Source organism: Paenibacillus sp. NPDC057886 (genome assembly GCF_042796655.1).
Taxonomy (GTDB): domain Bacteria; phylum Bacillota; class Bacilli; order Paenibacillales; family Paenibacillaceae; genus Paenibacillus.
On sequence record NZ_JBHVMZ010000002.1, the window covers coordinates 343941 to 364884 of the forward strand.

General features: G+C 48.1%; 15 protein-coding genes. 7 read left to right on the top strand and 8 right to left on the bottom strand.

Annotated features, from left to right (window positions below):
- Nucleotides 1-112 precede the first annotated feature (112 nt).
- Nucleotides 113-2344: an MMPL family transporter gene (locus ACFVQB_RS08630; protein WP_379437035.1), complete on the bottom strand. Its 2232-nt coding sequence runs from the start codon at nt 2342-2344 to the stop codon at nt 113-115.
- Nucleotides 2345-2523: 179 nt separating this feature from the next.
- Between ACFVQB_RS08630 and ACFVQB_RS08635 the strand changes: the two genes are divergently transcribed.
- Complete coding sequence (locus ACFVQB_RS08635; RefSeq protein ID WP_379437038.1) at nt 2524-3147, top strand: TetR/AcrR family transcriptional regulator; 624 nt, start codon at nt 2524-2526, stop codon at nt 3145-3147.
- Here ACFVQB_RS08635 and pdxR read toward each other — a convergent pair.
- The gene (gene pdxR, locus ACFVQB_RS08640) at nt 3135-4616 is read right to left on the bottom strand and encodes a MocR-like pyridoxine biosynthesis transcription factor PdxR (RefSeq protein ID WP_379437041.1); all 1482 of its coding nucleotides are present in this window, start codon (nt 4614-4616) and stop codon (nt 3135-3137) included. The two genes, ACFVQB_RS08635 and pdxR, sit on opposite strands and share 13 nt — an antisense overlap.
- 111 nt (nt 4617-4727) lie before the next feature.
- Between pdxR and ACFVQB_RS08645 the strand changes: the two genes are divergently transcribed.
- Entirely contained in the window at nt 4728-5309 is a 582-nt protein-coding gene (locus ACFVQB_RS08645) for a GNAT family N-acetyltransferase (RefSeq protein WP_379437044.1), read from the top strand.
- A 13-nt stretch (nt 5310-5322) separates the two neighbouring features.
- Here ACFVQB_RS08645 and ACFVQB_RS08650 read toward each other — a convergent pair whose 3' ends face one another.
- Complete coding sequence (locus ACFVQB_RS08650; RefSeq protein ID WP_379437047.1) at nt 5323-6534, bottom strand: serpin family protein; 1212 nt, start codon at nt 6532-6534, stop codon at nt 5323-5325.
- A 288-nt stretch (nt 6535-6822) separates the two neighbouring features.
- Here ACFVQB_RS08650 and ACFVQB_RS08655 point away from each other — a divergent pair, with 288 nt between their 5' ends.
- Nucleotides 6823-7413: a hypothetical protein gene (locus ACFVQB_RS08655; protein WP_379437049.1), complete on the top strand. Its 591-nt coding sequence runs from the start codon at nt 6823-6825 to the stop codon at nt 7411-7413.
- A gap of 325 nt (nt 7414-7738) precedes the next feature.
- Here the strand turns inward: ACFVQB_RS08655 and ACFVQB_RS08660 are convergent, their stop codons facing one another.
- Genes ACFVQB_RS08660 through ACFVQB_RS08670 form a run of 3 tightly spaced genes read right to left on the bottom strand, consistent with a single transcriptional unit; the run spans nt 7739 to nt 11882 of the window.
- Nucleotides 7739-9619 carry an ABC transporter ATP-binding protein gene (locus ACFVQB_RS08660; protein WP_379437051.1) on the bottom strand — a complete coding sequence of 627 codons (1881 nt, stop codon included), beginning with the start codon at nt 9617-9619 and terminating at the stop codon, nt 7739-7741.
- Nucleotides 9616-11343, bottom strand: a complete 1728-nt coding sequence (locus ACFVQB_RS08665) for an ABC transporter ATP-binding protein (protein ID WP_379437053.1) — start codon at nt 11341-11343, stop codon at nt 9616-9618. The genes ACFVQB_RS08660 and ACFVQB_RS08665 overlap by 4 nt, the downstream gene beginning before the upstream one ends.
- Nucleotides 11340-11882, bottom strand: a complete 543-nt coding sequence (locus ACFVQB_RS08670; protein WP_379437055.1) for a MarR family winged helix-turn-helix transcriptional regulator — start codon at nt 11880-11882, stop codon at nt 11340-11342. Before ACFVQB_RS08670 ends, ACFVQB_RS08665 begins: the two co-directional genes overlap by 4 nt.
- A 279-nt stretch (nt 11883-12161) precedes the next feature.
- On the opposite strand from ACFVQB_RS08670, the gene ACFVQB_RS08675 reads away from it, so the two are divergent.
- The 3 genes from ACFVQB_RS08675 (at nt 12162) to ACFVQB_RS08685 (ending at nt 17533) form a co-directional block, all read left to right on the top strand.
- The gene (locus ACFVQB_RS08675) at nt 12162-14423 is read left to right on the top strand and encodes an S-layer homology domain-containing protein (protein WP_379437057.1); all 2262 of its coding nucleotides are present in this window, start codon (nt 12162-12164) and stop codon (nt 14421-14423) included.
- Nucleotides 14424-14591: 168 nt separating this feature from the next.
- Nucleotides 14592-16400 (top strand): sensor histidine kinase, encoded by a 1809-nt coding sequence (locus ACFVQB_RS08680; protein WP_379437059.1) that lies wholly within the window; start codon nt 14592-14594, stop codon nt 16398-16400.
- Nucleotides 16397-17533: a response regulator gene (locus tag ACFVQB_RS08685; protein WP_379437061.1), complete on the top strand. Its 1137-nt coding sequence runs from the start codon at nt 16397-16399 to the stop codon at nt 17531-17533. The genes ACFVQB_RS08680 and ACFVQB_RS08685 overlap by 4 nt, the downstream gene beginning before the upstream one ends.
- 146 nt (nt 17534-17679) lie before the next feature.
- Here the strand turns inward: ACFVQB_RS08685 and uxaC are convergent, their stop codons facing one another.
- Nucleotides 17680-19122 (bottom strand): glucuronate isomerase, encoded by a 1443-nt coding sequence (gene uxaC / locus ACFVQB_RS08690; RefSeq protein WP_379437063.1) that lies wholly within the window; start codon nt 19120-19122, stop codon nt 17680-17682.
- Nucleotides 19123-19326: 204 nt separating this feature from the next.
- Between uxaC and ACFVQB_RS08695 the strand changes: the two genes are divergently transcribed.
- Entirely contained in the window at nt 19327-20073 is a 747-nt protein-coding gene (locus ACFVQB_RS08695; protein WP_379437065.1) for an MBL fold metallo-hydrolase, read from the top strand.
- An 87-nt stretch (nt 20074-20160) separates the two neighbouring features.
- Here the strand turns inward: ACFVQB_RS08695 and ACFVQB_RS08700 are convergent, their stop codons facing one another.
- Entirely contained in the window at nt 20161-20775 is a 615-nt protein-coding gene (locus tag ACFVQB_RS08700; RefSeq protein WP_379437068.1) for a hypothetical protein, read from the bottom strand.
- Nucleotides 20776-20944: the final 169 nt, after the last annotated feature.

Here is a 20944-nt window from a genome sequence, read left to right on the forward strand (position 1 = left end):
TTCACCATTCCATCTCAGAACTTGCCCCGTCTAACCTCCAGTATTGAAAATGGTAAAAAGATAAGGACAGCAGGCTTGTGGCCTCACTGTCCTTGTCTGAATCCATCCTTTATTACATAGATTGATTTTGTTTCTCTTTGACCTTCTCTGCAACAGGCACATACTTGCCTGGCCAGAAAGCCCATTTGCCTAGCAACGTTGTAATGGCTGGTACCATGAAAGGACGAACAAGGAACGTATCAAGCAGGACGCCCGCAGCCGTGATAATACCGAACTGCACCAGCACCTGAATCGGCAGTGTTGCCAATACGGCAAACGTACCTGCGAGAATCAGACCTGCGGAAGTAATAACAGATCCCGTTTCACCCACGCCTTCCTTGATTGCTTGGCGAAAGGGCATCGTTTTTCGTTTTTGCCAGATGCTTGAGATCATGAAGATGTTATAGTCCTCACCCAACGCCACAAGGAATACGAAGGAATACAGCGGAATCGCTCCCTGAATGGCGTCTGCCCCCAGCCCATAGTGAATAATGAGCCAACCCAGACCCAGTGCGGAGAAGTAGGATAGTACTACTGTCGCAATCAGGTACGCCGTCGCTACGACGGAACGCAGGTATAACAGCAGCAGCAACGTGATCATTCCGATCACCACCGGGATAATGATGCTGGCATCCCGCTCTCCGGTGACTTCGATGTCATACTGTTCAGCCGTCTGACCGTCGATCCAGACGTGGCTGTCCACGCTTGTTATTCCGGCGTCTGTTAACGCCTGTTCGGCCATTGCCCGCAGATCCGGGATATGCTGCATCGCCTCCATGGAGTATGGATTGAGATTGAACTCTACATCATAGGCGGTAATGTTTGCATTCTCGGCACCCTGCTGTTCGTCACCCACCTTGCTTACGTAATCCAGCGATTCCAGACGCTGTTTCAGATCCGTCTCGTTGCCCTCTGTATCGATAATCACTTTCGCCGGAGCGAGTTCACCTTCCGAGAACTGTTCTCCAATGACTTTGAAACCTTCACGGGATGCAACATTCTCTGGGAAGGACGATAGCAAGTCATACGTGAATTTGATTTGGCTAGAGAAAGCAGCCAGTCCACCCAACAGCACCAGCGTAATCGCCAGAACTGTCCAAGGTTTGGTTACCACGGTACGGCCAATCCAGCTTTCCTTGATTTTGCGCGGAGCAGGCGCTGGTTTGCCTTTTTTCTTCGCACGTTCCACTTCCATGTCGTGCGTACGCGGTACAAACGGGTAGAATGAACCCCGACCGAAGATCGCCAGCAATGCCGGAACCAGCGTCAGGCTCGCAATAAACATGATGAAGATGGACAGACTGAATGGTACGGCAAAACGGTGATAGGCACCGTACTCTGCGAACAGCAGCACAAGCAGTGCCGCAACGACCGTAAATCCACTCATGGCGATCGCACCGGACGATCCGGTAATCGCCTGGAAGAGTGCTTTCTTTTTATCCGGCTCATGATAGAGAATTTGACGGAATCTGGAGATCATGAACAGGCAGTAGTCCGTTCCTGCACCGAACAATAGCACTGTCATAATAGAAATGGACTGCGCGTCGACCGTAATCCAGCCCTGATCCGCCATAAATCCGAGAATCGGACTGGTGACCATATAGGCGAACCCCACCGCAATAATCGGGATAATCGCCAGTACAGGCGAACGGTAGATTAGCAGTAACAGCACCAATACGAGCACAACGGTTGCAATCAGCAGAGATACATCCGCGGATGAGAACAGTCCACTCGCATCAATGGATATCCCCACCGGACCTGTCACCCGTGCACTTAATGCGTTAGCATCATCAATGGCAACTTCGAACGGGTCGGAACCGAAAATGTCTTTCGTTTTCTGCTCAAGTGCTTCAATGCCTTCCTTCAACTGTGAAGAATCAGCTTCCTGATTGAAAAAGAGTGGCATAACCAAGGTGCTTCCATCTTCCGAAAGTTGGCCTTTCAGAGCTTGTGGCGGCAACTGATATAGTGGTACCACCGATTGCTGCTGCTCCACCGGATCTTGATCCAGTCGCTCGGTTAACGCCTGAATGTTCTTAATTTGTTCATCCGTCAGCCCACCAGCTTGACGCCATACGATGAGAGCAGGAACTCCTTCGCCGCCGGGAAATTCTTTCTGGGCAACCGCTGCTGCCTGTACCGATGGCTTGGAATCACTCAGATCCTGCGCGTTATTCGTTTCACGGTCACCTACAGCAGGCCACACCACACCAAGAACAACCGCGATGATGATCCATACCAACAGTGTAATCCATTTGCTTCGTTTGCCGGCAACCCAGCGGCCGTAGCCCGAACCTTCTTGCATTGTCTCTTCATCTCCCTATTTTGGTTCTATGAAGCCGTTTTTATGTGATAAATATAGAAATGAACCACGGGTCATAGTATAATTGACTTAATTATATATACCGGAAGGTTAATATTGCAAATACTAATTTTATGAACACTTTTGTACAGCCAACATGATAAGTAAAGAGGTATACAACCATGAGCAAAAAAACGAACCCTCCCCGCTCACCGGGCAGGCCCAAGGCCGGTGCCGATCAGGCATCAGCCCAGTCGAAAATACTGATGACCGCCTCGCGGCTATTTATGGAATACGGGTATGAGCCCGTCTCTCTCCAGCAAATTGCCACGCTATGCGGTGTGACCAAAGCATCGATCTATTATCATTTTTCCAGCAAACCACAGCTATTCACCGTCGCCATCACCAGTATGATGGCCATGGGCATGCAGCAAACAGCTCTTCGTATGGATGCACCCGGTACATTACAAGAGCGGCTGGAAAAAGTTGCGGAAGGACGGATGCAACACTCCCACGTCGATACCGAGACCATGATGCGTGAAGCCAATACCTATCTGGATGCAGATCAGCTCGCCCAGATCCGTGATGCCGAAGTCCGCATCTATGAAGTCCTCGCCACCCACTTCAAGCGGGAGATGGACAGAGGTTATTTGCGATCTGCTAATCCGATGCTGCTTGCCCACGCGTTCACGTCCTTGCTGATGTTGGCAAACCGTGAAGGCGTGCGCGACATGCATGCGACCATTGCCGATCTGTCACGTGAACTGGTAGCTTTATTTTTGGACGGAGCCGCTCACAAGGCGTAAAGATCTCTCCAGGACTTTGCCAATGCGGCGATGCCCGGCTCAATGCGTTCCGTCTCAATACCAGCAAACCCTATAATAAATTCCCTTTTGCCATCTGCTGGTTCACTCCCATCCGTCCACAAGTATTCTGTTGAACTAATCTGTATACCAGCGCTTAACGCCGCAGCCACCAGCTCCGCGGCTGTTTGTGTTGAACCAATTCTGAGCACCAGATGAAACCCGGCATTCTGACCAATTATTTCAACCTTTTCTCCGAAATAATGTCGAATTGCCTGAATGATCAAGTCATGTTTGCGTTTATAAACGTTGCGCACTTTACGGATGTGTTTACCCAATTCTCCCTCATGCATAAACATTTCCAAAGTGCGCTGATGAAGACGTGAAGCTGACTGTTCAAACAGGATCGTCTTGTACATTTCCCGAAAGGATACCATCAGCTTCTTGGGAAGTACCATATAATGAACACACAGTGCAGGTGCGAGAACTTGGGAGAATTCGCCCATATAAATCACCCTACTGCCCTCTCGCAAACCCTGCATGGAAGGAATAGGTCGTCCATGATACCGAAATTCGCCGTCATAATCATCCTCAATGATGTATGCCCCCGTTTGCTCCGCCCAGTCCAGTAAAGCCAATCTTCTGGCAATAGGCATGGTCATGCCCAGAGGGAATTGGTGCGAAGGTGAGACACTTATTATTTTCACTCCCAAACGATCCAGTTTTGATATATCTAATCCTGCATCATCTAGGGAGATTGGAACCACTTGATAACCATAATTTCGGAATGTGCCCGGCAGCAGCCGATAGCCCGGATTTTCTACGCCTATAGATTGTAGTCCATTCGCGTGAGTTAACGTCTGCACAAGCAAACACATTAACAAGTGTTGCTCTGCACCCAATACTACCTGCTCTGGAGAACAGTTTACGCCCCTGAACTGTCCAAGATAATTAGCAATTTCACAGCGTAGGCCCCACTCGCCCTGTGGATCTCCGTAGAACAATAATTCTTCTGCCTCTTCGCGCCAGATGCGATTCGCATACTGGTGCCACTTGCCAAACGGGAACAGGCTGAAGTCATTGCGTGACATGTGAAAATCAAATTCGACCACTCTTGTTGGGCGAATCGCATTTCGCTCTATTTTTCGTTCGTTATGGTGGTGTTCAGGAATTTGCATATCCTTTTGCTCGGTTCCCACCGGAATTTGAATTTTCCTGTAACTATCTGTCATGGGACGCACCCGATATCCTCTTCGCGGCTGGCTGTATACATAACCTTCGGCGATTAATTGTTGGTATGCCCATTCTACGGGAGTTGTACTTATGCCCAGCATCTCGGCCAGCTTGCGTACAGAAGGCAATTTGTTATGCTCCACCAGTTCCCTCTGAATGATTTCCTTTTTGATGTGATTCGAGAGCTGTACGTAGATTGGGATGCTGTCGTTTCCCTCCAGTTTCGGCAATTGATTCATGACTTGCACCTCATCTGTCCTGTTGAATTTGTCCAAACTGTATATTTGGAAGTATACAGTAATCAGCTATACTCATGGCATGACGATTTGAAACCACAGGAGGAATAACCCATGTCCCAACCAACACTATCCCCACGCATCCCCCGTCTATTGGAAACGAAACGTATCTATCTGCGTCCATTTGAATCGACTGACGTTGATGCCTATTTCCCCGGATTGTTTGACGCCGAGATGCGCAGACTCACCGGGACACAAAACAGCTTCACCCGCCCCCAAGTAGAACGCTACATTGAAAATGCGGCCCAGGATGACTCACGCTTGATGCTGCTGATTGCCTTGCAGGAGAATGACGAGATCATCGGTGACATTGCCCTCATGGACATACATACCAAGAATCGCAGTGCGCACATTCGGATCGCCATTGATCATACAGAGCATCAAGGAAAAGGCTATGGCAGCGAGGCATTGCTGCTTATGTTGGACTATGGCTTCGGCATATGCAACCTGCACCGAATCGAGCTGGAAGTTTACGCCTTCAATCAGCGAGCCATTCGTACATATGAAAAGCTCGGATTTCAGCGCGAAGGCGTACGGCGAGATGCCTTGTATTACAATCATCAATACCACGATGCCATTCAGATGAGCATGCTGGAGAATGAATTCCGAGAGCGACACGTCAGCAGACTTGGATAACGAAGACTACTTGCTACTGGGAGGGAATCTCATCCGGTTGGTTTACGTTACCGGCAAATAACCATGCTCCAGTGGATTTATCCACTACAGCAACCATAAATGGACGATTGACCTCCATTTTGATCCAATCTGTGGGTGGAGCACTTCCAGCCTCCATTCCCACTATTGTTGAAGCCGCTGCTACGGTACCTTGTTCGCTCACCTCCATCACCGCACGATGCAGTACCTGACCAATGTATGCTTGCAAGTTCGGCCCTGGAGAAATCATTTCCGTGAAATTAGCGGCATAAGGATCAAAGGCCATATCCATCCCCATCTGCTGCAACGTCTCTTTCAGGCTCATGCCATACTCCGCACGAAAACGTGGCAAGGACAGCTCAACTAACCTGTATTCGGAGCCGCGATCAAGCCGTTTTGGGTCATCCAGCAACTGCTGCTGAATCTCATCCAGCGTACGTCCCTCTCGCGGCAAAACGACAAGCAGATGCATCTGGCCATCTCCGTAAGGCACCCTAACCGCCTGCCAATCCTCATTCTCCGAATATTGGAACTGCTTTGTCTGATGCATCATCCGCACAGAAAGCCCCTTTCCATTTGCCAGCTTGAATTCTTCGTCCGTCGTGTATTCCGGGTCAAACTCATCCATCCAGTTACCATCAAATGCGATGGCATTCACGAGAATCATCAGGGCTTCCTTTTCAGGCGGCTCCTGCATCAAGTTTGGAATCATGCCTTCGGTGTGCTGCTTCACCCATTGATTGATCTCTTCCTTTGCTTGTGTTGGTTGTCCATTGAGTGTCCTGATCTCGGCTTCATACGTTTGCTGTACCGTTGTTTGGTACGTTTCCTCTACCGGGATTCCGTCCTTCATCCACATGGAGTTCGCAATACCGATCTGTATGCCTTTTCCCGGATGGGTCAACAACTGCTGCAAAGCCGCTTGAGAAGCATTCACTTGCTCCATTTCTAGCCCCGACCAGCCCATGACCTCTGCTATCTCTCGCCTAGTCTCACCTACGCTGCCGTTATATGCCATGCCCATTGCAGCCGTAATGCTGTAAGGAGAGATCAGCAGATTATTCCCATCAGCTTTCTCTTTGGTACCCATCTGTTGAAGGATGTGCAGCCCCATGGTGTTCATGGATTGGATTGTTTCGGGTTCGATCTCTTTCAGAGCAGTTTCTCGTTCTGACTCGGATAGCTCCTGATTCGAATTGGATTTCATCTGGTTCGGTTCCCCCTTTGCTGAACAGCTCGTAATGATCAGCCCACTTATACAGCATAATAACAGTAACACTCTTAACCGTGCATGCATCGAAATGCCCCCTCATCCGTAATACTCAGATACCGTCATAGCAATTCACTGATTTCCTTTTTTTACTAGACGTACGGTTGAGGAAAAAGGTTACTTTACACTCATATGCCAAGGTCACCAATTTTCACTGTAATAAACACCATTCAAAACGAGTCAAAACGGTTATATCTATACCATATACGAATGGAGGGATTCCCTATGATTCCGGCAACGTTGGAACAATTGGAGCAAGTTCGCAAGGAATGCCGCACCATGGTCAAAAAGAGAGCTACCGCTTCCGCAGGTACAACACTCGTTCCTCTTCCAGGTACAGACGTCCTGGCTGATGTGGGAATGCTCATGCAGCTACTACCTGCCATTAACAATAAATTCGGATTATCGCAAAAGCAGCTCGACGGTATGGACCCTGAGACCAAATCCATGATCTACGGATTCGTCATGTCCATCGGAAGTAAAGTCATCGGGCGTATGGTTACCAAAGAGCTGGTGGTACAGGTGCTGAAAAGGGTCGGAGTACGCGTAGCTACCAAATCGGTCGCCAAATTTGTCCCTTTTGCAGGTCAGGGATTGGCAGCCGCGCTCAGCTTCACCGCCATGCGGTATGTCGGCAACAAACATGTCGAGGACTGTTATGAGGTCGTGAAACGCATGATCGAGCAGCGTGAATTGATACCGGGTGAGCCGGCACCTTCTGCGATTGAGGAGACAAACGAAGATCCAAAACTGGAAGTAAAGACGTCATCCAGCGACAACGCAGATGTACCTGCGAAGGAGTCTGACGATCAGTAAATAAATAAATGATTCGTGATAGCAGTGAATCCACGTTTAACGAACCGAGCACATGCTATTGGGCCAATTACCACCATTCCATCGGTTTAACGAACCTCAGACGCTTTATTTCCTCATTCTGTGCTCCGTTCGTTAGCTTTGGCATTCCACGCTATTCCCCGATATAAGGTGTCCTCGATTCGTTAGCGTTGGAGACGAGGCACCATCCCTTGCATCGTACATTGCATCGCATGATACACTGCATCTTGCCCTGAATCACACCATTCACAAACAAATAGCCGGGATCACCCAGAGGGTGCCCGGCTATTTTTAACGCTGTCAGCAATCAGATTGCCTGTGGCTGTTGCTCCGTGAACTGACTGTTGTACAGATCGGCATAGAAGCCCTGTTTCGCCATCAGTTCCTCATGATTGCCCTGCTCAATCACGTTACCATGATCCATAACGAGAATCAGGTCGGCTCCGCGAATGGTGGACAATCTGTGGGCAATGACAAAGCTGGTACGATCCTTCATCAGATCATTCATCGCTTTCTGGATGAACACTTCGGTCCGTGTATCGACACTGCTCGTTGCCTCATCCAGAATCAGAATGGCCGGATTCGCCAGAATTGCTCTCGCAATGGTCAGCAATTGCTTTTGCCCCTGTGAAATGTTCGATGCTTCTTCATTCAGCACCGTGTCATATCCATCAGGCAAGGTACGAATGAAGTGATCGGCATGGGCCGCATCGGCCGCTCGGATGACTTCCTCTTCCGTTGCGCCTTCTCGGCCATAGGCAATGTTGTCACGGATCGTTCCGTTGAACAGCCATGTGTCCTGAAGCACCATCCCAAACAGGCTGCGCAGCTTGCCGCGCTCCATATCCACGATATTAACGCCGTCAATCGTAATTTGACCGTCCTGAATTTCGTAGAAACGCATCAGGAGGTTGATCAGCGTTGTTTTACCCGCTCCAGTCGGCCCGACAATGGCTACCGTCTGTCCCGGTTTTACATCAATATTCATATTTTGAATGAGTAACTCATCCGCTTTATATCCAAAATTCACACCATGGAATGCAACGGCACCCTGTGGTTGCTGCAATTGTACTGGTTTCGAAGACTCTGGGACCTCTTCCTCTTCATCCAGCAATTCAAATACCCGTTCCGCCGAAGCGATGGTGGACTGAATGATATTCGAGATGTTGGCAATCTGGTTAATCGGCTGAGTGAACTGACGGGAGTACTGTGTGAATGCAAGGATATCCCCGATGGAGATGGCACCACGCGTAACAAAGATCCCGCCGACCACACAGATCAGCACGTAACCAAGGTTACCTACAAACGTCATCAGTGGCATGATAATACCCGAGATAAACTGGGCTTTCCAACCGGATTCATACAGTTCTTCGTTGACTTTTTCGAACTGCTCTACCGAATGTTCTTCCCGTCCAAAGGCTTTGACCACCTTATGGCCGGTGTACATTTCCTCGACATGCCCATTCAATTCACCAAGTGATTTCTGTTGGCCTGCAAAGTGTTTTTGCGAACGGGATGCCACCAGCATCACAACAACTACGCTTAATGGCAGTGTCAAAATGGTAATGAGGGTCATCCATGGACTAATGGTTAACATCATGATGATAACCCCAACAATGGTAACTACAGACGTAATGAACTGCGCCAAACTTTGCTGGAGCGTATTACTGATGTTGTCCACATCGTTTGTCGCCCGGCTTAATGTTTCCCCGTGGGTACGGGAGTCAAAATATTTCAGTGGCAGACGTCCAACTTTGGCGCTAATCTGCTCACGCATGTCATACACAACTCGCTGAGCTACACCAGCCATCAGGTATTGCTGAATGTACATAAAAGCTGCACTAAACAGATAGAGTCCCACAAGCAGATACAATACTTTCATCAAGGCAGGAAAATCAACTCCGGCACCCTGCACACCCTGAAGGATGGCAATGGCACCTTTACTGAGAATATCCGTCCCTTCCGCCATAACCTTTGGACTGATAATGCTGAACACGGTACTTAGAATTGCAGCGACCAGCACACCCAGCAAACGATAGCTGTGGGGCTGAAGATAACGCATCAAGCGTCGCAGTGTGCCTTTGAAATCCTTCGCTTTCTCCACGGGAGGCCGCATGCCCATTCCGCCTCCGGGATGACCCGGTCCGCCAGGGGGACGAGGTGACTTGCGTTCTGTACGTTCACTCATGCGATCTCCTCCTCTGTCAGCTGGGAGGATACAATCTCGCGATACACTTCATTGTGCTCCAGCAGCTCTTTATGTGTTCCCGAACCAACAATTTGTCCCTCATCCATAACCAGAATGCGATCCGCATCCATAACCGTACTTACACGCTGAGCTACAATTAGCACTGCTGCTTCAGTCGTTTCAGACTTCAGGGCAGCACGAAGTTTGGCATCCGTTTTGAAATCGAGAGCCGAGAAGCTGTCGTCAAAAATATATACTTCCGGACGGCGAACCAGTGCGCGTGCAATGGACAAACGCTGCTTCTGTCCACCCGATACGTTGTTACCACCCTGCGCAATGACGCTGTCGTAACCGTCTTTCATCTCCGTAATGAAGTTCTCTGCCTGGGCCGTTTGAGCGGCTCGAACAATTTCCTCCATCGTAGCATCATCCTTCCCGTGGCGGATATTCTCCGCAATCGTTCCGGTGAAAAGAACCGCTTTCTGCGGTACAAATCCGATTTTGGCCCTCAGATCTTCCTGCCGTAGCTCACGGACATCTGTTCCATTTACCCGTACACTGCCCTCCGTTACATCATAGAAACGCGGAATAAGACTGAGCAAAGTGGATTTACCTGAGCCCGTACCCCCAATAATGGCTGTGGTCTCACCCGGGCGTGCCGTAAATGAAATGCCTGACAACGCAGCATTCTCTGCACCCGGATAACGGAATGTCACGTTATTGAATTCAATCGTGCCTTGCAGCGATTTCATATGACGAGGCTGCTCTGGATTGCTGAGATCCGGATGCATATCCAATACTTCGTTGATCCGCTCTGCCGAAGCCGAAGCTCTTGGAATCATGACAAAGATAATGGAGACCATAATGAGGGAGAACATGATTTGCATCGCATACTGAATAAAGGCAATCAGTGAACCAATATCCATATTCCCACTGTTGATACGCTGTCCACCGAAATAAAGGATGGCAATCATTGAAAAGTTCATCACCAGCATCATAACAGGCATTAATGTTGCCATGAGCACATTCACTTTAATGGAAACGTCTCGCAGATCCGTATTGGCTCCATTAAAGCGAACACGCTCATGTTCCCCACGATTAAAGGAACGAACCACCCGAATTCCTGTTAATTGCTCACGCAGAACCAGATTGAGTCGGTCGAGTTTTTTCTGAATTTGTTTGAACAAAGGCAGACCCTTTGCACCAATCAGGGCAATCGCTCCAGCCAGGACAGGCAGGACAACCAGGAAAATAGTCGATAGTTTAGCATCCTGGGATACCGCCATGAAGATACCACCGATACACATCATGGGCGCCATAACCATCATACGCAGCATCATCGTTAATACGTTCTGAACCTGCGTAATATCATTTGTAGTACGGGTAATCAGCGAGGCTGTACCCAATTTATCAAATTCCTGCAGCGAAAAGTTCTCCACATGGCGGAACACTCTGCTGCGCAGCTGTTTGGCAAATCCACCCGCTGTACGGGAGGAAAGATAACTGGCTGTCACAGAACAAGCCGTGCCTGCTATAGCAATCACCAGCATCCAGCCACCAATCTGCCAGATGTACGGAACATCCCCTTTTACTATGCCGTCATTAACGATATCCGCCATCAAGGTTGGCAGATACAGCTCGGCTAGCGACTGTAACAACACCAAACCCAAAATGAAGAAAATGGGGATTCGGTAAGGCTTAAGCATGCGAAACAGTTTCATCATAGCTTATCATCTCCTTGTGTAGGTGCTTCGGACTGCTGGGGAACCCGCATATCAAAAAAGGTATACACCCTGGTCAACAACTCGGCTAATTGCAGGCTGTCATCCTCGCCCAAATGCTCAACGAGCTTATTGAATATCTCCATGCGCTCCTGATGAGCAGCCCGAATAATCTCTCGGCCTGCGTCGGTAATGGTGATGCGAACTGCGCGCCGATCCTCCGGGTCCATGGTTCGTTCAACCAGCCCTTCGTCTTCAAGCCCCCGAATGACAGGAGTAATCGTCGGTGATTTCACACGCAACAAAGCACTGATTTCCGATACTTTCAGTCCAGGATGATTTGAATGTATCGTATCATTGAAATTAGGCGGATTATCCTGCCAATTCAATCGTTCTCCCGGATGCATGCCGTGAAGCAAACAACCCAGAACCATGATTTCATTATGATTGCGCCCGTGTGGTTTATGTTGCCGCCATTTGCCTTTATTAAACTGCATGATGGAATACAAAAGCTTCTGGGCAACCGGATCTATGCCAGTCATTATTGTCCCTCCCTTACCTTCATTATCATTTCCTAGAAATACAACACCATAGGACATCTATTAAATAGTATTGCAATTAAATAGCCAATCAATTAATTAGGTGTACTAAGTATATTCCTGCAAAAGTTGAATGTCAAACAGCAAATTCATACGTAAATTTAACACCCCAAGAGCCTATATTGACTTGGGGTAATGGGTTTGTCATTTTCCCGTCATTGGCGGCAGATATACTTGTTTTAAAAGCAATTAGTCACAATTTGAAGGAGATGAAGGTTCTAAATGAACAGGTTTACAGTAGGAAAAACAGGCTTGGTGCTGGCTTTGTTTGCAGCCTTGCTAAGCGGTTGCGTGGGGAACTACTCTTCCGCAAAGGTTGTTTTTAAGAATGATAAGCCGAGTGCGGATGAACAGCTTTATATCCGTTATGCGGATGGAACTGTAGCTGACGTTCCAAATCCAGAAGCCGATACCACCGTTACCGTTCCACTCGATATTAGTAAATTAACGGTCGGTGGATATATTGAAAGCAACGGCATCGCATGGGTGCCGGAATATTCCTATGACACAAGTAATTTTTCAGATATTAAACTGAATATCGACGCCATTGCGAACACAAAACCTTCCATGTCCGCTCATCATGTGGATTTCACCGAAGCGCCGAAGATGGATGCTTCTCGTCCTGGATACGTAAGCGTTACGCTTAGCGTATATAACGGTCAAGATAATCTCGTGGATGGTCAGACCGAAATCTTTTTGAAAAGCGATACTTCGAACCTATCGTTTTATAACACCAATCCGCGGATGAATAGCGGACAAATGACAGCCAATGGAGGATTTTCCTCGTATACGACAAACGGATACATCACGTTCCTTATTCAAGCCAATTCTCCTCAAATCGATAAAAAAATTAGTGTATATTCCGGATCGAAGCTTCTGACGGATAATCTCTTTCATGTCGTGACCGACATCAAGTTATACAGCACGAACGTCGCCAATTCTATTCCAACGGGCCAAACGTTGTCCCTGAATGCAGAGGTGACCCCAACGAACGCAATTAATCCTACCGTAACCTGGTCTGTCACCAATGAGACAGGAACAGCAACCATCGACTCAGAGTCAGGTGAATTGACAGGCGGAGATCAGGGAACCGTCTTGGTATATGCTACTGCAACGGATGGTAGCGGAGTCGTTGGCAGTGTTCGAGTTACGATCACCCCACTTCCCGTTCTGGTGAATTCCATTACCCTAACAGGAAACACCTCTGTACAAGTGGGTCAATCCATTCCGCTGACCGCGAATGTTCTGCCAGATGATGCAACGAATTCTTCGGTCATATGGACAGTACAGAACGGAACAGGCAAAGCGACCATTGATACGAACGGAACACTGACTGGGACTTCGGCAGGAACCGTTCTGGTTCAAGCCAAAGCTATAGATGGCAGCGAAGTATTGGGTAACGTTGAGATCACGGTTACACCTGTTATGGTCCAATCCATTACCGTAAGTGGAAGCAATTCTGTGCAATCAGGCCAGTCCATTCCGCTGACCGCGAATGTTCTGCCAGCCGACGCTACCAATCGTTCGATCGTATGGACAGTACAGAACCGAACAGGCAAGGCGACCATTGATACGAACGGAGTACTGACTGGAACTTCCGCAGGAACCGTTCTGGTTCAAGCCAAAGCAGCAGATCTTTCAGGCGTGTCCGGAACAAAAACCGTTGAGATCACCGCGATCAACAATGGTGGTACCGGAGGCAACTCAGGTGGAGGTACTGGAGGTAGTTCAGGTGGCGGTTCAAGCTCAACGCCTACCACCACCCCAACACCAGCACCAACACCTGTCGTAAAGCCAGAGCCGACTACCGAGCCAACTACCACACCAACCGTTGTACCAGGGCCGAAATTCAACGAGCAGGTCGTGAATTTGGATAACCTTATGACGAGCCTCAACCAAAAAATTAAAGCAGCACAGTCTAATCCCGCTGTACAATTATCGGATACAAGCACACACTGGGCTGCAACGACAGTGAATACCTTCGTGAAGCTGGGAGTCGTAACAGGGTATTCCGATGGCTCCTTCCACCCGAACGCCAGCATCACACGTGCCGAGTTTGCAACGCTGATCGCCAAAGTATTTGATCTGTCCAGCAGCCAAGGCAGTGCAATGAGTGATGTGTCCGGTCACTGGGCGGAAGCTTCCATTCGTTCCCTGCAAGGTAAGGGCGTGTTGTCGGGCTACCCCGACGGAACATTTAAGCCAAACCAGGAGATTAAGCGTTCCGAGATGATCGCCATCATTTCCCGCATTATGGATCTGACGAATGTAATCACGACGGAAGCCCCTGTCTTCACGGACCTTGAACAGACCTGGAATAAAGAGCAACTTCAGCAGGCTGCTGCAGCCGGAATCATCACAGGAGACGGAAAAGGAGAGTTCCATCCCGCGAACTCAGCCTCCCGTGCTGAAGCACTGACGATTGTGCTGCGAGTGCTCCAATCCAACCCCGAGCTTGGTACACTATTGGACTCGATCCAATAAGTCTAGATCACATCAGTCCGCTCGGCCTCTCGAAGGCAGAGCGGGCTTTTTTTCAAACAAATAAAATTTTAAATTCCCCCTTTCAAACACATATGTTTTTGATTCTCTTTCTGATAAAATTAAATGCATATAATGCAAGAATATGACTTGATTAAAGGCGGCTCATCTATGAATTATAATCTGTACTTATCTGCACTGCTGATGGCTGCAACCTGCTGTTCTTTAATGTTGGCTTACCTCTCCTACAAAAGAAGGAACCTGCCCATTGCCGTTAGTTACGGCCTCGGGATGTTTGTCAGTTCCTTTTATACATTCGGATACGCATTTGAGATCGTTAGCGGGAATCTGGAACATATCCGGTTCTGGCTTCGAATCGAATATATCGGCATCCTGCTCGGCCCCGTCTTTTTCTTTCTCATGGTGCTGCAATATACGGGCCGAGAAGCCTGGGTACGCAAGCGTAACGTTATATTGTTGCTAATTGTACCTCTCCTTACGTTTATCGCACATATTACCAACGAGTGGCACCACCTGTACTACAAGAGCATGACGATCGATAACTCCGCAGGTTTCCCTCTGTTCTCTTTTGAGAAAGGGCCCTTATATCAGGTTCATGTCCTGTTCTCCTACACACTATTTTTTATTGGTGTTTTCTTCCTTGTACAGATGTTCCGCCGTGCTATACCACGCATGAAAAAGCAAATCGCACTGATGATTATAGGTTCCTGGGGGCCATTCGGTTTTTCTCTTGTTTACTTAAGTGGCGTCCTCCATTCACCCATCGATATCTCACCTTTTGGATTTATCATCTCTGGTGTCTTCTATATGTGGGGAATCTTTCAATTCAACATGCTTCGTTTGGCTCCGCTGGCTTGGCAAAAGGTATTTGAGTCCATGCAGGATGCTGTCATTGTCTTTGATCTGGACCACGTATTAACCAGCTTCAATCGCTCTGCACGTGGAGTTATTGAGGGACTGCACCCCAAAAATATTGGTCAGCCCGCAAGTCTTGTCCTTGCTGATTACCCACTGCTACTGGAGAAATTGATTGAGCAACCCTCTTTTGCCAGCAAGGTTCAGCTATCCGGCGTGCAAAGTAACAAATTTTATAATGTGCATTTTTCTCTGGTAACACACCGCGGCGGGAAACCCATCGGCAGAATGCTCCTGCTCAGCGATGTGACTGAAGCTATCCGGGCAGAGGATAAGCTGCGGGATAATGCCAGACAACTAACTGAATTGAACACATTCAAGGACAGAATGTTCAGTGTGGTCGCCCATGATATTCGTGATCCCATTGCCGTTCTTGTCAATCTGATGGATTTGCTCGAAGAAGAAATACAGGACTTCGGCGGGGATTCGGAGGAGATTGTTCAGGAGATGAGGCAACAGATCCAGAATACGTTCGCTTTGGTGGAAGGACTGCTCGAATGGTTTCGCAGTCAGGGCGGAGGCCAGGTCTTTCATCCCATGGAGCGGAACCTGACCCATTCCGTTGAAGTGAGCATTCGTCTGCTTCGCTTGCGCAGTGAAAATAAGCAGATTCAGATCATTTCAAACATTTCGCCGGGGATCTCCGTATATGCAGACAAGGATATGCTCGATCTAATCCTTCGAAACCTGTTATCCAACAGTATCAAATTCACCAATTCGGGAGGACAAATCACATTAAATGCTGAACGGGTGGATCAGCATATTGTGATATCGGTCAGCGATACCGGGAAAGGCATCTCGGATGAACAAGCCCAATCTCTTCTACAGGACGAGTATCCGATGTCAGCCACAGGCACAGCTGGAGAACGAGGGATCGGGTTTGGATTGAATCTGTGCAGAGAGTTCGTGCGCTTGAACGGTGGCGAGATCTGGTTTGACAGCAAACTCTCACAGGGCAGCAATTTTTACTTTTCCGTTCCGGTTCCTCCTGAAACCACAACAGCACAGCCACTATTCTCTATGAAGGCGGGGATTGGCGCATGAAAGTCATTCTGGTGGATGATGAGAAAGCCATGCATCTCATTATGAAAAAAATGCTGGCCAAGATCGGGAAAGTCCAGATTGTGGGCGCATTTCTGGATACCACGGCCGCAACAGCATATATGGCCGATCATGAGGTAGACTTGATTTTTGTAGATATTAACATGCCCAGGGAGAGCGGACTCGAATTTGCAGAGGGGCTGCGAAAGCTGGGAAAACAGACGCGAATCGTCTTTATCACCTCTCACAAGGAATATGCCTTATCGGCTTTTGATGTCTTCGCCTTTGACTATATGGTTAAACCTGTGGATCAGAATAGACTTCAGCAGACTGTTCACCGAGCCCTTGCGGAGTGGCGTAAACACCCGGTGGCTGAGAACACGGAGGTCTCACAGGCTGGACCTGTGGAATTCAATGGTTTAGGGAGAATTGAGATCCATAGTCCCCAAGGCATCAAAACCAAATGGAAATCCAGCAAAAGCGCAGAACTGTTCGCGTATCTGCTCATTCATAAAGGCCGGCTGGTGTCCAGGGCACGACTGGTTGAAGATATTTTTGGAAGCATGCCGCAGAAAAATGCGGAAGTCTATCTCAATACGACGGTCTATCAACTACGTAAACTGCTGGATGCGTACGGATTGAAACAAGTACTTCACACGGACAACAACCATTACGCCCTGAATTTGACGGATATCAACGTAGATTTTCTTCGTTTTGAAGAGGGTTGCAAGAAGCTTTCTGTCATTCAATCCGAGGAGGACATCGAACAGGCGCGAACACTGGAGCAATTATATGTGGGCGATTTATTCGGGGATAATGTCTATACCTGGGCCTGGAGTGAGATCGAGCGATTGTCAATCATGTATACCGCGTTATCCCGTCGATTATGTCAGACCCTGCTGAGAGTACGCGACATCAGCTCAGCCACCCTTTTACTCAAGAAGCTCCTCTCTCGCAACGAATTGGACGAGGAAGCATTAATGCTGCTCATGCAGGCGTTAACTACACAGAAGAACAGAGAGGCGCTGATCGAACAGTACGCGCATTTTGCGAATCAGTTGCTTCAGGAAATCGGTACAGGCCCTTCTCCTGAAGTGTCTGCTCTATACGCCCAGCTGCTGTCCGAGCTGGAATAGATGTGGGATAAATGGTATGGACCCACATGAAAGAAGCTCCCTTCAAGTCGTCAGGTTGATACTTTAACCCGAATACATTAGGGGAGCAATTTATTACCCGAAAGAGTCGGGTTATATGAGTTAAGAAAGACGTTTATTTTACCGAATCAGGACTGCGAAGCAGAAACAGTTTTCAACGCGGAAGCAAAAGGAAAATATTCCTTCGCATTGTTGTAGGCGATGCCTTGTACGATCTGTCCAAGCAGTTCCATATCATGCGGTACCTCGCCCTGTTCGGCCCACTCACCGATGAGGTTGCAGACCAGGCGGCGGAAATACTCATGCCTTGTGTAGGAGAGGAAACTGCGGGAATCGGTTAGCATGCCGACAAAACGGCTGATTAGACCTACATTCGCCAACGCCTTCATTTGAGCGAGCATGCCGTCCTTCGTATCATTGAACCACCATGCTGCACCAAGCTGGATTTTGCCCGGAACGCCGCCGCCCTGGAAGCTTCCGATGATCGCTGCGAGCACTTCATTGTCTCGAGGATTCAAGGAATACAGGATTGTTTTTGGTAACGCCTGTTCCTGATCAAGTGCATCCAACAGGCCGATGACTGCCGAGGAAAGCGGCGTATCATTAACCGCATCATATCCGGTATCCGGACCAAGCAGGGCGAACATCCGACTGTTATTGTTGCGGGCAGCATTGATATGGAACTGCATCACCCAGCCCCGATCTGCGTACAGTTTGCCGAGGAAAGTCAAAGTGACCGTCTTGTACTTATCCTCCTCCTCACGGCTAACCTTATGCCCAGCGAGAGCCTTGGCAAATATAGCCCCTGCTTCCTCCCGTGTAGCTACACCGAAAGGCACATAGTCCAGTGCATGATCCGATACTCTGCCACCTACAGAATGGAAGAAATCCACCCGGGATTCAAGTGCAGCAAGGAACGAATCATAATCGGAAATCGCCGTTCCGGCTGCCTGCGCCAGCTTGCCTACCCATTCCGAGAAAGTATCGCGATTCAGTTCCAGCCCTTTATCCGGACGGAAGGAAGGCAGTACAGCAGTATCAAATCCTTCAATCTCCTGAATCTTCAGGTGATATTCCAGGGAGTCACATGGATCATCAGTTGTGCATACCACGGTAACATTGGATTTGGTAATGAGATCACGTGCACCGAATCCGTCACTGGTCAGCTTGGCATTTACTTTTTCCCAGATGGCCGGGGCGCTTGTCTCATTCAACACTTCATAGACACCGAAATAACGCTGTAATTCCAAATGAGACCACGCGTACAGCGGGTTACCAATCATCATCGGTACGGTTTTGGCATACGCCAGAAAACGATCGTAATCCGTTATGCCCTCTCCACCCGTAATATACTGCTCCTCAATTCCGTTTGCGCGCATCAGCCGCCATTTGTAGTGATCACCGTATAACCAGGCCTCTGTAATATTGCCAAAGGTTTTATTCTCGTAGATCTCCTGTGGACTCAGGTGGCAGTGATAGTCAATAATCGGCAAGTCCTTCGCATAGTCCTCATATAACTTGATCGCCGTTTCATTGTGCAGCAAAAATTGTTCATCCAGAAAAGACTTCATTCGCCTCGCACGCTCCCTTTAGGTGAGTTTACGTTCATATGGGTTCACTTCCCAATCTTTACGCTACACTGTTTGCCCACAAAGTTCAATATAAAATGATAGCGTTATCACAAAAGGTTGATTTAGGCATATTTCCTGGAACAAGGTATACTGGTTTTAATCTAATTGATGCTGATCTGAAGATGATAGAAGGAGATGAAATGGATGAAAATAACATTTCTCGGTACAGGAGACATGTTCAGCGTGGAGCAACATCACAACAGTATGCTGGCCGAATTCGGCGATACACATCTGGTGATTGATTTTCCGGAATCCAATGCAAAAGCATTAAAGGAATACGGCTTTCCAATGACGGCTATCCACAATGTGTTTATTACCCATCTGCATGAAGATCATATTAACGGAGTACAGATGCTCGGCTATTATTCACAGATTGTGGGCGACCGCAAGCCACGTCTGTTTATCCACGAAGAACTGGTTGATCCGTTATGGAATATTTTATCCCCAGGCATGCGTTATACAACCGATGGGGAGCGCACGATGAGCGACTATTATGATATCGTACCTTTACCGGATGGAGGCACATTTGAGCTGGGGGGCGTGACGTTTGAGACTTTTCGAACACAGCACGTGCCGGGTATGGTCAGCAATGGACTTCTTGCAAAGCCCTACTTCTACTATAGTGCAGATAGCACGCTGGATCAGGAACGGGTCGAGCAGGCCGCTGCAGGCGTACAGCTTATTTTCCACGAATGTCATATGCATGATCTGGTCATCAAATCACACACCTCACTGAAGGATCTGCAACAGCTTCCAGCCGAAGTAAGACAGAAAACTGTGCTCATGCACTATCATGATGAATATGCCAATGCGGACAAGCGTGCACAGTTCAACCAAGAGCATGATCTAAGAATGGTAGGTACGCTGGAGTCATTTGAACTTGAAGTGTAGTACGCAACCCGAACTATATGTATCACCAAAATAAAGAGGCAGCATCCATTCAGGTTCCTTTGAAGGGGCTTTTCGGGTGCTGCCTTTCTATTGATCTGTTTTCCATGATTTCATATATTCAATAGTTTCAGGAGATGGTTTGGCTTTAACATGAACGTAATCTTCCGTACGCTGATCATTTGGTCCGTAGGAAATTTTGATATACATATCCTGATAAGTTTTAATGATATTGCTATGGATCTCCGCTTTGGGCTTCAAAATATAATCTCTGAGTAAACTCAATCCCAACGGTTCTTTTCCAGGACCCAGAGTAGTCTCGTGCGTATTTCCCGCATTGGAGTTGAGGAGCTCAGTGGCGTTAATGCTGTTCATCAAGGATGGATCAAGTGTAAAAGACTGTATTACATTGACCATCGGTACCCGGGCCTCTTTAACAGAAATCTCATATATAATGCGGTCCAGATCAGATTCATGATGAACTCTAACAGTAGCAGTCAAGCTATAATCATCTGGCAAACGCTCCTGAAAGGAATCCGAATTTTTCAGCAAACGTTGGGTCAAATCTCTTCGCTCGGTATTCAACGTATAATCATCCGTTCGCTTCGGTTCCCCCCTTGGTCCTTTGTTTGTTCCCAAATCGCAAGCCCCCAGACAAACCGCCATTACAAGCAGCCACAACCCCAAGTGTAGTTGTTGCCTCACCCGATTCCCCCCTCGGTATGATCTATCAAAGATGATCACTAATCGATATTAATTGAGATCATTATATTGGTTTATTATTCCATATAAGGATAACACGAATAAGATTAGTCCACCTAACATAAAAAAACCACCTGCCTGGCAGATGATCGCCAGTTCAGGTGGTTTAACA